The following is a 14,585-nucleotide window of genomic DNA, read 5'->3' as shown; positions in this document are numbered from 1 at the left end:
TGAACCCGGCAGAGTACTCGGTCGGCGAGATCCTGGCCCTGAAGGCACAGCGCGACAACGCCAACGACTAAGGCGTACCGCCAAATCCCTAAGGCTTCGCTAACCCCCGCCCGGCGAGGCCTTGATCCCCCCGCGCAGGTCCCCTCCCTGCCTGCGCGGGCCCCACACCGACCCACCCGACACCACGGCTCTCAGACCCCCGGACACCCCCCTGACCAGAAGAGAGACCCAAAAGGTGCGTCGCGGACGGCTGGCCCAAATGGTCAAAAACCAAAGGGCCGGCCGTTTTTCTTTTTGCCTTCGATCCAAAGACGGTGATGCTTTTTCGGGCATTCCGAACAGCTGTGGCCCGTGCCAAGGCACTTGCACCTGTTCCTGTTGTTTATTTTGACCTCACGTGCTGCAATTACGGGCAATCACACCGCGCGGGGTACATCACAGCCGACGCGCAGACCACATGCACAACGAGGGGCGAATGGTCTTCGAAGTCTTTGCGATAAGCGCTGCCTTCGTTTTCGGGTTGGCCATGCGACCGATAGGTTTGCCGCCGCTGGTCGGCTTCCTGGCCGCCGGCTTCTTCATCAATGCGTTCGGTCCAACCTTCGGGATGCCCACCGCCACCGGACCAATTCTGGATTACCTCGCCAATCTCGGGGTTCTACTTCTGCTTTTTACGGTTGGTTTGAAACTGAAGGTCAAACAGATCACCGAGCCTCAGGTCGTCGGCACCGGGCTTTTGCACTTTCTGTTTTCGATCGTGATCTTCACTCCCTTCGTGCGGCTGTTCTTCACGCCGGACTGGATGGTCGCGCTGCTGGTGGCGATCGCACTGGCGTTCTCCTCCACCGTTTTGGCGGCAAAGATGTTGGAGGCAAAACGGGAACTCGGGAACTTCCACGGGCGCACAGCGATCGGTATTCTGATTGTGCAGGATGTGATCGCGCTGGTCGTGCTAGCGATTTTCTCGGGCAAATTGCCCGGACCGTGGGCGCTGCTGATATTTGCCACGCCCTTGCTGCGGCCCTTGCTGTTCAGGATGCTTGACCTTGCCGGTCATGACGAGGTTCTGGTGATCGCAGGCATGATGCTGAGCCTCGTGGTTGGCGGTGTCGGGTTCGAATTGATCGGACTGAAGGGCGAAATCGGGGCTCTGGTCATGGGTCTGCTGCTGTCGACCCATCCGCGGGCGAGCGAGTTGTCAAGTTCGCTCTGGTCCCTGAAGGAGGTGTTCCTGATCGGGTTCTTCCTGTCGATCGGGATGTCCGGCTTGCCCGATTGGGATGCGATCGTCTTTGCACTTGCGGTCGGCGTCCTGTTGCCGCTCAAGGGCGTTTTGTTCTTCTTCCTTCTGATCGCGTTCGGCTTACGCGCCCGGACCTCTTTCCTGTCCGCGCTTTCCCTGACGGCCTATAGCGAATTCGGCCTCATCGTTGCGGCCGGCATCCCCGCCGCAGAGGCATTTCTGGTGCCGCTGGCAATTGCGCTATCGGTGTCGTTTGTGGTGGCAGCGCCCCTGAACCGCCTCGCGCATCCCCTGTTCGAAAAATACGAGGACAGATTGCAACCCTTCGAACGCTCGGTTCGCCATCCGGACGAACAACCGACCGATCTTGGCGATGCGGATGTCCTGATCTTCGGAATGGGGCGCACGGGTTCGTCGGCGTATGACGCCATGACCGAACAAGGCAACGCCCCGATCGGGCTGGATGCGGACACCTACAAGGCCGCCGCGCATGTCGAGGCCGGGCGCAACGTGATCTTTGCAGATGCCGAAGACAGCAATTTCTGGAACAGCGTGAACCTGTCGCGGATCAAGGCGGCGATCCTTGCAATGGACGATATCGAGGCCAAGCTGATTGCCGCGCGAACCCTGCGCGCAAAAGGCTTCGACGGGCCGATCGTCAGCCATGCGCTTTATGAAGAGCACGTCTACATGATTTCGGAAGCGGGCGCAGATCAGACCTATCTGACCATGCGCGAAGCAGGCCGCAGCCTCGCCGCCCACGCGGTCGACGAAATCAGGGCCCGAAATGGCACTGCAGGATAGGCGTACCGGTTTCGCATGTCCGATCGGCCCGAGGCGGGTAGTCACGGACACGGCTTACCCTGAAAGTGACACAGCGCATGGCCATTGCTGCGGCGCGGCAAAGGCGACATAGTGCGATCAAGGAGCCCAGCACGATGTCGATACGAGCCAGCCTGTACCACCTGACGCACTACAAGTACGACCGCCCGGTCACGCTTGGGCCGCAAACGATCCGCCTGCGCCCTGCACCGCATTCGCGAACCCGCGTGATCTCGCACTCGCTTGCGGTGTCGCCGTCGGAGCATTTCGTCAATCACCAGCAGGACCCCTATGGCAACTGGCTGGCGCGGTTCGTCTTTCCAGAGCCCGTGCGCGAACTGAAGATCGAGGTGGACCTTGTCGCGGACATGTCGGTCTACAATCCGTTCGATTTCTTTGTCGAAGAGTCGGCGAAAGACTATCCGTTCACCTATGACCCCGACATTGCACCGGATCTGAGCATTTACCTGCGGGCGGACCCGGTCGGACCTCTGCTGACCGACCTGATGGCGCGCATACCACGCGAAAAGATGGTGACGGTCGATTTTCTGGTCATGCTCAACAGCATGCTCGCCGAGCAGATCACCTACGAAATCCGCATGGAACCCGGCGTGCAAACCGCCGAACAAACGCTTGGTCGCGCGGCGGGATCCTGCCGGGATTCAAGCTGGCTGCTGGTGCAGGTGCTGCGCAATCTCGGTCTCGCGGCGCGTTTCGTTTCCGGATACCTGATCCAGTTGAAACCCGATCTGGTAGCCCTCGACGGGCCGACAGGCACGGATCATGATTTCACCGACCTGCACGCCTGGGTCGAAGTCTACCTGCCCGGCGCTGGCTGGATCGGGCTCGACCCGACCTCGGGCCTGCTGGCAGGGGAAAGCCACATTCCCCTCGCCGCCACGCCGGATTATCGCCACGCCGCGCCGATCTCGGGTGTGGCCAGTGCGGCGGATGTCGAGTTTGCATTCGACATGCACGTGACACGCACGGCAGAGCATCCGCGCATCACCAAGCCGTTTTCGGAGACCGCGTGGGACGATCTGAACGCGCTCGGGAGGAAAATCGATACACGGCTAGAGGCGGGCGATGTGCGCCTGACCATGGGGGGCGAACCGACGTTCGTCTCCATCGACGATTTCGAAAGCGCGGAATGGAACTCCGATGCTGTGGGTCCCACCAAGCGCCAGCTCGCCGACACGCTGATCCGCAGGTTGCGCGGCAATTTCGCGACCGGAGGCTTGCTGCACTACGGACAAGGCAAATGGTACCCGGGCGAAACCCTTCCGCGGTGGACGTTTTCGCTGTTCTGGCGCAAGGATGGCAAGCCGATCTGGCGCGATCCGGACCTGCTGGCCCGGGAGGACACGCAAGAAGACGTCGGACCGGCGGAAGCCGAGGCATTGCTCAGGCACATCGCCCGTTTCCTTGCCGTGCCAGAAGAGAACGTTCTGCCTGCGTATGAGGACCCTGCAGAGTGGATCGTCAAGGAAGGCAGACTGCCGGAAAACGTGACACCCGAGAACTCCAAACTGGAGGACCCGGAGGAACGCGCGCGGATCGCAAAAGTGTTCGAACGCGGATTGACCACGGCGGCCGGCTACGTTCTGCCGGTTCAGCGATGGCAAGCCCGCGCTGCCAAAGGCTGGATGTCGGAAGTTTGGAACCTGCGGCGCGGCAAGGTTTTTCTGGTTTCAGGCGACAGCCCCGTAGGGTATCGCCTGCCACTCGGCGCGCTGCCACACATTCCCAAGACCGACTATCCGTTCGTGTACCCGCAGGACCCTACGGTGGCGCGTGACCCGCTCCCAGACATGGAAGAAGCCCCTGAACCTGACCCGGATGCACAGGAACTGCCAGTGGCCAGCAGAACCGAAAGCAGCGCGGGGCAACAGGTCGTGGAACAGACCCTCGGCGATCTGGATGGCCGCGTGCGCACCGCCATTTCGGTGGAGCCGCGCGACGGACGGCTTTGCGTGTTCCTTCCCCCGGTGGAGACGCTGGAGGATTATCTGGAACTGATAGCGGCCGTTGAGACTGCCGCGCGCAAGAACGGTCACAAGGTGATGATCGAAGGGTACGCGCCGCCGCACGACCCACGGGTTGATGTGATCCGTGTTGCCCCGGACCCCGGCGTGCTAGAGGTGAACATACACCCCGCTGCGAGTTGGGAGGCCTGCGTCGCCACGACCGAGATCATCTACGAGGAAGCCCGCCAGACCCGGCTTGGCGCGGACAAGTTCATGATCGATGGACGCCACACCGGCACCGGCGGCGGCAACCACGTGGTGGTGGGTGGTGCGACGCCGAACGACAGCCCGTTTTTGCGGCGTCCCGACTTGCTGAAAAGCCTGCTTCTGTTCTGGCAGCGTCACCCGAGCCTGTCCTACCTTTTTTCGGGCACGTTTGTCGGCCCGACCAGTCAGGCCCCGAGAATTGACGAGGCGCGCCACGACACCCTTTACGAGCTGGAGATTGCGCTGGACCAGATCTGGCCGCCGACCGAGGGCACGCCGCCGCCGCCGTGGCTGACCGACCGACTGCTGCGCAACGCACTGATCGACGTGACCGGCAACACCCACCGGACAGAGATCTGCATAGACAAGCTTTTCTCCCCCGATGGTCCGACAGGGCGGTTGGGGCTCGTGGAATTCCGCGGGTTCGAGATGCCCCCAAACCCCCGCATGAGCCTCGCCCAACAGGTGCTTTTACGTGCGATCATCCTGCGATGTTGGGAGAACCCGATCAGTGGCACGTTGATCCGCTGGGGCACAACACTCCACGATCGCTTCATGTTGCCCGCATTCGTATGGGAAGACTTTCAGGATGTGCTCGCTGATCTGCGCGCCCATGACCTCAGCCTTGATCCCGACTGGTTCAAGGCACAGTCCGAATTCCGGTTCCCTTTCTGCGGGGAGGTCGAGTATGAGGGGGTCCATCTGGAACTGCGCCAGGCTCTGGAGCCTTGGCATGTGCTGGGTGAAACCGGGGCCATCGGCGGCACCGTGCGCTACACCGACAGCTCTTCCGAGCGGTTGCAGGTCACGCTGACAGCACCCAGCCCGGACCGCTATATCGTTACGGCCAACACCCGCGCCGTGCCGCTGACCGCAACGGCGAAGAATGGCGTGCATGTTGGCGGCGTACGCTACAAGGCGTGGAAACCGGCTCTGTCCCTGCATCCGGTTCTGGAGGTAGACGCGCCGCTGACTTTCGACATCTACGACACCTGGACCGAACGGTCGCTCGGCGGGTGCCGATATCACGTCGCGCATCCGGGCGGGCGCAGTTTCGAAACCTTCCCTGTCAATGGCAACGAGGCCGAAGCCCGCCGCCTGAGCCGGTTCGAGGCGATGGGCCATACCCCGAGTGACTTCGTGCCCGTCCGCGAACAACCGCACCGCGAGTTTCCCATGACCCTCGATCTGCGGCGGAGGCCCGGACTGACATGACCCAGACGCCCGGAGACCTTTCGGATTCGCAGAGTGACATGCTCTGGGCTTATGCCAATCAGGGCAGTGGAGAGGCACGCGTCAACGACGAGATGATGGCGCCGGACGGGACGGTAAAGCCTGTCTGGAAACCGTTCATTGATCATCTCGGTCGGCTGAGCCCAGAGGAGCTGACCAAGCGGTTCGCACGCGGGGATCGCTACCTGCAGGATGCCGGGGTGCTCTACCGCCAGTATGACGAGAGCCTGTCCACCGAACGGGAATGGCCCCTCAGCCACGTTCCGGTGTTCTTGGACGAGGCTGAATGGACCAGCATTTCCGCCGGTCTGATCGAACGCGCAGACCTGCTGGAACACATTGTCCAAGACTTTTACGGCGCCAACGAGCTCGTCGCCTCGCGGCAGCTACCGGCCACCCTGCTGAGCCAGAACCCAGCCTGGTTGCGGCCCCTCGTCGGGCAAGGTGCACCAGGCACGAACTACCTGAATTTCCTGTCTTTCGAGATCGGGCGCGGCCCGGATGGCAAGTGGTGGGTGATCAGCGACCTGATCGAGGCTCCCTCCACCGCCGGGTTCGCGATCGAGAACCGCATCGCGATGAGCCGCGTATTCCCGAACTTCTTCAAGGGTGCGAATGTGCACCGGCTTGCGGGGTTCTTTCGGTCTTTTCAGCAGAACCTCTTCAATCTCAAGGGGCGCGCCGATGGGGCGATCGCCCTGCTGTCGCCCGGACCGATGAACCAACACTATGCCGAGCATGCATACATTGCCCGGTATCTCGGCCTGCTGCTGGTCGAGGGCGAAGACCTTATCGTTTCAAACGGCAAGGCAATGGTGCGAACGGTGGCCGGACTGAAACCGCTGAGCCTGCTGTGGAACCGGGTCCCGAGCGCCATGTGCGACCCGCTGGAACTGGACGCGAGTTCGATGCTGGGCACCCCGGGCCTGCTGGAGGCGTTGCGGGCGCGATCGCTGAAAACCGTGAATGCGCTTGGTGCCGGTGTGCTGGAAACCCGCGCCCTGATGGCGTTCTTCCCCAAGATCGCCAGAGGACGGCTGGGGCGCGATCTATCCATGCCGAACATTGCGACGTGGTGGTGCGGACAGGACAGCCAGCGCGACCACGTGCTCGCCCACCGCGACAGCATGATGGTGGGGTCTGCGTTTTCGACGACACCGTTGATGGCGGATCTGGGGACAACCGTGCTTGGCAGCGATTTCGACGGCCCCGGCGCACAGCGCATGCAGGAACTGCTGCGGGACGCGGGCCGCGACCTTGTTGGGCAAGAAGCCGTGACCCTGTCCACCACCCCGGCTTTCGAGAACGGCACCCTCGTGGCACGCCCGATGTGTGTCCGGGTGTTCCTGTGCCGAAACGGCAATGGGTGGGATGTGATGCCCGGCGGCTACGCCCGCATCAGCGCAGGCGAGGACGCCAAGGCCCTGACCATGCAACGCGGCGGCAAGGTTGCCGATGTCTGGGTCGTCAGCGACACGTCGGTGAACAAGCATACGCTGCTGTCAGACAGCGTCAAAATCAGCGCATCGCGGCTGGCCGATCCGACGCTGCCCAGCCGGGCTGCGGACAACCTTTTCTGGCTTGGCCGCTACGTCGAACGGGCAGAGCATTTCATGCGGCTCTTTCGGGCCTACCATGCGCGTATATCGGACGGCGCGAGCCACGAAGATCCCTCGCTCACCTATGTCCGCGCGCTACTGATGAATGATGCGGACCCCGACGCCAATGCCATGGCCGAAACCTTCAACGCGCCGTTGAAGCTGGGGCTGCAATCGGCTTCCCGGATCAGCGACCGGTTCTCTCCGGACGGGATGATGGCCATGCGGGCGCTGGTCGCAAACTCACAGGAACTCGACAGCAGGGTTATTCAACCCGATGAGATCGCGATCGAAATCAGCGCGCTTCTGCGGCAGGTCACCGGATTTGCAGGGCTAGTGCACGAAAACATGTATCGTACCGATGGCTGGCGCTTTCTCAGCCTCGGGCTATCGCTTGAGCGGTCCGCGAACATGTGCGCGATCCTGTCTGCGCTTACGGCACCGAAGGCACCCGACGGCGCACTCGATCTCGCATTGGAGATCGGAGACAGCGTCGGTGCGTATCGCACCCGGTTTTCAATCTGGGCCCATGGCCCATCCGTCACGGACCTGCTGTGCCTTGATACCCAGAACCCGCGTTCGGTTCGCTATCATGTCTCGCGCGCCAAAAACCATATCGACGACCTGCCCAAAACCGGGCCGCGCCATATTCTCAGCGACGCCGCCCGCCGCGCCCTCATGGTGGAGACGCGCCTCGCGGCCAGCACCGCCTCCGAGATCACACCCGATGGGCTGATGAAGCTGCGCGAGGACATCTGGAACATCTCGACCGCGTTGAGCGAAGGGCATCTGGTCTAGCCCATGAAGTATGACATTCGTCTCAGCATCTCACACCACTATGCGCAACCGGCCGGAAGCAGTCGCCACTTGATACGCGTGTTGCCCCGGTCGATCCCCGGGCGCCAGAGCGTCACTGCCCACCTGATAGAGGTATCCCCAACCCCGGACGAACGCAGCGCCGGGATGGATTTTTTCGGCAATGCGACGACCACCGTCTCGCATGGCGACCCGCACGACCAGATGACGATCCGGATGACCAGCCGGGTTGAGCTGTCGACGCGGACAGACTGGCTGGACCTGTCCCCCGATCTTGCGCAACTGCGCCAGCAATGGGAGGCGTATCAAGGCCTGGAGCCCGGCTCGCCCCTGCATTTTCTGGGCCCTTCGCCGCGCTTGTCGCCCAACTCTGAGATTGCGCATTTCGCCCAAGGTATCTTGCAGGCGGGGGACAGTTCCGCAGGCCATGTAATCCGGTTGGGGCAGGCTTTGCACGACGCGATGAGTTTCGACCCCGAAGCCACGACCGTGGATACAGATGCGCCGGAGGCGTTTCGGCTCAGGCGCGGCGTGTGTCAGGATTTCAGCCATATCATGATCCTCGCGCTGCGATCCCTCGGTATTCCTGCCGGGTATGTCAGCGGCTACCTGCGGACCCTCCCGCCGGAGGGTGGCGTCCGTCTCGAAGGGGCCGATGCCATGCATGCCTGGGTCAAGGCGTGGTGCGGGGCAGAGCACGGATGGCTGGAGTACGACCCGACGAATGCCACGATTGCCGGCACAGATCACATCGTGGTGGGCTATGGGCGCGATTACGCCGACGCGTCCCCCGTGATCGGGCACTTGCGATCCTCGGGCGACCAGACCAACACGCAGTCGGTGGATGTTGTCGCCCTCGGATAGCCCGCGCGGCCGATAGCGTCTGCTGTTTGCATCGGCTGTGTTTCTCAGGCGATTGTTGTTCCCGACGGCGTGTTGCCGTGAACCTGGCCATTCGGGAGATGACGGAAATTGGGTGCACCGCGCGGCCGCCATCGCGACCCACAAGAGACCACGGTTAGGACTTCGACCCTCCGGTCGCAGGGTGTTTTCAGGTCTCCGGGGAACCTCTCCCCGTCACGGGCGCTGACGAAGACCGATCTTGAGCAGACAGCCCGCGTGTTCGGTCGGGCCTCGGAGCACCTTGCCCAGAAAAAGAACGGATCGCCGCACCTGACCTTGCGACGCATCGAGACCCGGCGCGCGCAGTCGGGCTGACAAACCTACGGGGATGCGAATGGAATCTGGTCGTAGCCACGCGCGCGGAGCACCTCGTTCATCAACGATATGCCGTGCTGGTTCAGTCCGGACCCCTGTAAGGTGATGATTGGCCCGTAATGGAGCCCGATCTGGCTTACAACGTCGCCCGACAAGCGAAAATTCACGCCCTCCACCACGTAGAACGCGGACCGCATGTCCCGCAATGCCTGTTGCGGATGACGGAGAACGCTCAAGAGTCCCCCCGCGACGCGAACGGCTGACATGTGTGGGGTCGCCGTCGACAGGTTCGCCGACGCAATCACGGCGACACCAGGCGCGTTGAACGAACAAAACGGCAAGCGGCGCCGGTTTCCGACGATCTGCGCGATTGCACCGCCCAAGGAGTGCCCGGTCACGAGGACGTTGCCGCTGTTTGCGTAGTTGGCGCAGAACTGTTCGGCTTCGGAAAAATACGTGGAGTTCCAGCCCGTCCCGATTTTCAGGTCGGCCACGACATCCATGGCCTCGGAGGTTCCCTTGAAGGCGACCACTTTTTCCGTGCCCTTGGTGAACAGGGCCGCCTGAAGTGACCCTATCGTACTGGACTTCAGGACCTTGCCCGTTTGCCAACCCGACACCAAGGGGGCGTCGTCGTAAACGGCTTCTGAAAGCCGTCCGAGTTCATAAACCGTGGCCAAATCCAGTCCTCCAAAAAGTCTTTGAAATGCTCTTCAAGTGGACCGAGTGTTTCAAACTCTTGGGATCACGTCAATTTTTGTATTCTTGGCAGCGCGGGTGCCAAGGCGCTCAGGCCGCGAGGTAGGTATCGCGGATCTCGGGGTGCGCTTTGAGGTCCGCCAATGTGCCATGGTAGACTTGAACACCGCTTTCGATGATCACGACCAGATCGGCGACCGCCTGGGCGAAATGCAGGTTCTGTTCGGACAACAGCACGGTCAGACCTTCGGATTTGAGTTGCGCGATCACCTTGACCATCTGTTCAACAATAACCGGGGCCACGCCCTCGGACGGCTCGTCGAGCAGGATGAAGGACGGGTTCCCCATCAAGGTGCGCGCGATCGTCAGCATCTGTTGTTCCCCCCCCGATAGGGCTTTGCCACGGTTGTTGCGCCGTTCGGCAAGGTTCGGGAACAGGTCGAACAGCATCTCCTCGGTCCATGTCGGCGCGCCGTCCCGCGGGGGCTGTCGACCGACGAGCAGGTTCTCGCTGACCGTCAGGTCAGTAAAGACACGGCGATCTTCCGGCACATAGCCCAGACCCATTTTCGCGACTTTATGCGCCGGCAGGCCGATGATCTCGGTATCCTGAAACACGATCCGACCGGAGGCAGGTCGCACAAGCTGCATGATCGATTTCATCGTCGTGGATTTGCCTGCGCCGTTGCGCCCCAACAGTGCCACGACGTGACCGCGCGGCGCTTCGAAACTCAGATCGCGCAGCACATGCGCCTTGCCGTAAAAGGAATTGACGCCCGCAACCTCAAGCATCGGTCATCTCCGCTGCACCGAAAACAGTACCGCCACCCAGATAGACTTCCTGAACAAGCGGATTGGCGCGGATTTCGCCCGCATTGCCTTCGGCAATCAGCGCGCCGCGGTTCAGGACCATGATGCGATGGGCATGGGCAAACACGACGTCCATATCATGCTCGGTAAACAGGACGCTCACGCCCTGCTCCTCCACGATGCGCGCGGTCAGTTCCATCAGGGCCACCCGTTCACGCGGGGCCATTCCCGCAGTGGGTTCGTCCATCAGCAAGAGCTTGGGTTCATGCGCCAGCGCAATCGCAAGTTCCATCCTTTTCAAATCGCCATATGCCAGCACAGCACAGTGCCGGTCAGCCTGCGCCGCCATCCCGACCATATCGAGCAGCGCCAAGGCCCGGTCACGGTGCATACGGTGCGCAAAGGGCAATATGCGAAAGATCTCGCCGTTATGGGACAGGAGCGCCATTTGCACATTCTCCACCACGGTCATCGAGGCATAGGTGGCGGTAATCTGAAAGGTTCGACCGACACCGCGCCGCCAGATCTGGCGGGGGCCAAGGCCGTTGATCTTTTCTCCGTCCAGAAACACCTCTCCGGAGGTGGGGGGCAGTTGCCCCATCAACATGTTGAAACATGTCGATTTGCCCGCGCCGTTGGGGCCAATCAACGCCAGCAGTTCGCCTTTTTGCAGTGCAAAAGACACGTCGTCTACCGCGATGATTCCGCCGAACGTCTTGGTCAGGCCCCGGGTTTCCAGAATTGCACTCATGTTCGGCGTTCCTCCGCCGGGCTTTCAGCGTGGCTATCGCCGGGGCCGAAGCGGCGCCAGGCACGGCGCAGGCTGCCGACGATGCCTTCGGGGGCAACCACGACGACGAAGATGATCAGCAGACCCATGACCAATCGCCAGTACTCGAACCGGGTCAGCAGGTCTTCAACTCCCTTGAAGAACCCTGCTCCGACAACCCCGCCCGCGAGGGTTTTGACCCCGCCAAGGAAAACCACGATCAGCGCATCGAAGCTGCGCACGATCTCAAGCTCGTTGGGAAAAACGCTGCCTTTCGAGAAGACAAAGAGCGCACCGGCCAAGCCACCCATGAAGCCCGCGAAGGTGAACGCCAGCAACTGCACGCGGCGGGTGTCGATCCCCGTCGCCTCTGCCTGGCGCTTGCTGTCGCGCGCCGCGCGCAGCGCGTAGCCAAAGGGCGAATGGGCCACGTGGCGCAAGGTCAGAATGCCCCCGACAGACAGGATCAGCGCGAAATAGAAGTATATGGTGTTGTCGTTCAGCCAGTCCGCGGGCCAGATGTTGACAAGGCCATCGTCGCCGCCCGTCACCTCCTGCCATTGCCACACGAGGCTCCAGAGCAACTGCGCAAAGGCCAGCGTCAGCATGGCGAAATAAACGCCTGTCAATCGCAGGCAGACCCAGCCCACGACGATGGCGATCAGCCCCGCCCCTAGGGGCGCCAGCAGGAAAGCAAGTTCCATGGGCGTCTCGGTCCATGTCACCAGAAGGGCCGCGACATAGGCGCCGCCGCCATAGTAGGCCGCATGCCCGAAACTGACCATGCCGCCCAGACCCAACAGGAAATGCAGCGAGGCCGCAAAGAGGCAGAAAATCAGGATGTCCGTGGTCAACACCAGCGCGAAGTTGCTTCCAAAAAGCGGCAGCAGTGCCAGAAGGATCAGACCGGCCGCAACAAATGCCCGAACGCGCGCGGAGGCCGGTTTTATGGGTTCTTCCGGTTCGCCAACCTGACCGTGTTCGCCGGCAACCTCCTCACGCCCGAACAGACCGTAGGGACGGATCATCAGAACCACGATCATCACGATGAACATCAGGACGAGTGTCGATTGCGGGATGTAGGTGACGCCGAACACGTTGAGGACAGAGATGATAATCGCTGCCAGATACGCCCCCGGCAGCGATCCCATGCCACCGATGACGACGACCACGAAGACCGGTGTCAGAATGGTGAAATCCATCAACAGGTCTGCCCCGCCCTTGGGCAATTGCAGCGCACCGCCCAGCCCTGCCAGAGCAGACCCGAGCGCAAAGACACCGGTGAAGAGCCACGCCTGGTTGACCCCGAGTGCGCCCACCATCTCGCGGTCTTGCGTGGCCGCGCGTACCAGAACGCCCAGTCGGGTGCGGGTCATTGCCCACCATAGCGCCAGCGCGATGATCGGCGTGATCACCAACAGCACGATATCATACTTGGGGATGGGTTCTCCCATGATGCGGAACACGCCGCGCAAGCCCGGGGCGCGCGGGCCAAGCTGGTCTTCGGGCCCCCAGATCAGCAGCGCGAGGTCCTGTATCACCAGAATGACGCCGAAGGTCGCGACAAGCTGGAACAGCTCCGGCGCGCGATAGACAGGGCGCAGTACCAGCATCTCGATCACCACACCGATCAATCCCACGGCGATGCCTGCGAGAAGGATCGAGCCCCAGAAGCCAAAATGGCCCGGCAGCGCCTCCATCAGCGTCAGGCCGATATACGCGCCCAGCATATAGAGGCTGCCATGGGCGAAATTGACGATACGGGTGACACCGAAGATCAGCGACAAACCGCAGGCCACAAGGAACAGGGAGCTTGCGTTTGCCAGCCCCGTCAGGATCTGCGCGACGAAGAATTCCATGTAGACCTGTCAGATGAGTAAGTGCGCATGCGGGGGCCGGTCGATGGCCCGGCCCCGCTGTTGGTGGCGGCGTTACTGCGACGGGCGCAACGCGCGCACCTCTTCGTCCGATGGCAGGTAATTGGCGCCATCCTTGTATTCCCAGTCGACCATGACACCCTTGCCATCCTGAAGCGCAGTGGTGCCCACATAGGCCCCCATGGTGGACTGGTTGTCGATTTCACGGAAAATAATCGGGCCCATGGCGCTGGCAACTTCCAGACCTTCGAAGGCCTCGCGGATTGCTTCGGTTTCAGTCGATCCGGCTTTTTCCAATGCGGCGACGATGCTTTGTACCGTCATGTATCCGACGATGCTGCCAAGGCGCGGGTAATCGTCAAAGCGTGCCTGATATGCCTTCACGAATGCACCATCCGGACCGTCCTCCAAATCATACCAGGGAAACCCGGTGACGGTCCAACCCTCGGGTGCCTCATCCCCCAGCGGGTCGAGGTATTCAGGCTCTCCGGACAACAGGCCGTAGACGTCACGCCCCTCGAACAGGCCCCGATCCGTCCCGTCGCGCACGAATTTTGCCAGGTCCGGGCCGAAAGTCACGTTGTAGATTGCATCTGGCTTTGCGCGTTCCAACGCCTGTACCTCGGCGCCCGCGTCGATCTTGAACAAGGCTGGCCATTGCTCGGCCACGAACTCCGCATCCGGCTTCAGCCTGAGAAGATTTTCCTTGAACGCCGCCACCGCGTCCTTGCCGTAGGCGTAGTTCGGCGCAATCGTTGCAAAGCGCATCGCATCGGTCTTGGCTGCCGCCTCTGCCAGCATTGCCGCCTGCATGAAGGTCGAAGACCGCAAACGGAACGTGTAGGGGTTGCCCGCTGCCCAAACGAGGCTGTCAGCCAGCGGCTCGGATGCAAGGTACACATAGCCCTTCTCGCCGGCGAAGCTTGAAATCGCGAGGCCGACGTTCGACAGGATCGTGCCCGTCAGCATCACGGCGCCGTCCCGGGTCATCAGTTCTTCGGCGATTTTCACCGCCTCGCCCGGTTCGCCCTGGTCGTCACGAAAGATGAATTCCAACGGGCGGCCCAAGACCCCACCTGCCGCATTTGTCTCCTCTATCGCCAGTTCGATGCCCATTTTGTAGGGTTCGGCAAACGCGGCCATGCGCTTGTAATGGTTGATCTCGCCGATGATGATCGGCTCACCGCTTTGTGCCACGGCGCTGAGGGGGAGTGCCGCCACCGCACCAGCGGCCAGCAGCCCTTTGAGAAATGTCTTGCGTTGCAT

General features: G+C 61.9%; 9 protein-coding genes. 4 read left to right on the top strand and 5 right to left on the bottom strand.

Translation table 11 applies throughout. The annotated features are described in order from the left end of the window. Positions 1–475 precede the first annotated feature (475 nt). From ACP15N_RS17505 to ACP15N_RS17490, 4 genes are all read left to right on the top strand, one after another. Positions 476–2,047: a cation:proton antiporter gene (locus tag ACP15N_RS17505; RefSeq protein ID WP_425093639.1), complete on the top strand. Its 1,572-nt coding sequence runs from the start codon at positions 476–478 to the stop codon at positions 2,045–2,047. A gap of 134 nt (positions 2,048–2,181) precedes the next feature. Continuing rightward, positions 2,182–5,514, top strand: a complete 3,333-nt coding sequence (locus ACP15N_RS17500; RefSeq protein ID WP_425093638.1) for a DUF2126 domain-containing protein — start codon at positions 2,182–2,184, stop codon at positions 5,512–5,514. Further along, complete coding sequence (locus tag ACP15N_RS17495; protein ID WP_425093637.1) at positions 5,511–7,928, top strand: circularly permuted type 2 ATP-grasp protein; 2,418 nt, start codon at positions 5,511–5,513, stop codon at positions 7,926–7,928. The genes ACP15N_RS17500 and ACP15N_RS17495 overlap by 4 nt, the downstream gene beginning before the upstream one ends. Positions 7,929–7,931: 3 nt before the next feature. Continuing rightward, a complete protein-coding gene (locus ACP15N_RS17490; RefSeq protein ID WP_425093636.1) occupies positions 7,932–8,810 on the top strand; it encodes a transglutaminase family protein in 879 nt (292 codons plus the stop codon). A gap of 359 nt (positions 8,811–9,169) precedes the next feature. Here ACP15N_RS17490 and ACP15N_RS17485 read toward each other — a convergent pair whose 3' ends face one another. From ACP15N_RS17485 to ACP15N_RS17465, 5 genes are all read right to left on the bottom strand, one after another. Further along, positions 9,170–9,844 carry a lipase family protein gene (locus ACP15N_RS17485; RefSeq protein WP_425093635.1) on the bottom strand — a complete coding sequence of 225 codons (675 nt, stop codon included), beginning with the start codon at positions 9,842–9,844 and terminating at the stop codon, positions 9,170–9,172. A 109-nt stretch (positions 9,845–9,953) separates the two neighbouring features. After that, a complete protein-coding gene (locus ACP15N_RS17480) occupies positions 9,954–10,655 on the bottom strand; it encodes an ABC transporter ATP-binding protein (protein ID WP_425093634.1) in 702 nt (233 codons plus the stop codon). Beyond that, the gene (locus ACP15N_RS17475) at positions 10,648–11,424 is read right to left on the bottom strand and encodes an ABC transporter ATP-binding protein (RefSeq protein WP_425093633.1); all 777 of its coding nucleotides are present in this window, start codon (positions 11,422–11,424) and stop codon (positions 10,648–10,650) included. The genes ACP15N_RS17480 and ACP15N_RS17475 overlap by 8 nt, the downstream gene beginning before the upstream one ends. Beyond that, complete coding sequence (locus ACP15N_RS17470; protein ID WP_425093632.1) at positions 11,421–13,301, bottom strand: ABC transporter permease; 1,881 nt, start codon at positions 13,299–13,301, stop codon at positions 11,421–11,423. The genes ACP15N_RS17475 and ACP15N_RS17470 overlap by 4 nt, the downstream gene beginning before the upstream one ends. Before the next feature lie 72 nt (positions 13,302–13,373). Next, entirely contained in the window at positions 13,374–14,585 is a 1,212-nt protein-coding gene (locus ACP15N_RS17465) for an ABC transporter substrate-binding protein (RefSeq protein WP_425093631.1), read from the bottom strand.

Source organism: Tropicimonas sp. S265A, assembly GCF_049800835.1.
GTDB lineage: Bacteria > Pseudomonadota > Alphaproteobacteria > Rhodobacterales > Rhodobacteraceae > Dinoroseobacter.
This window is presented reverse-complemented; position numbering and strand designations above follow the sequence as displayed.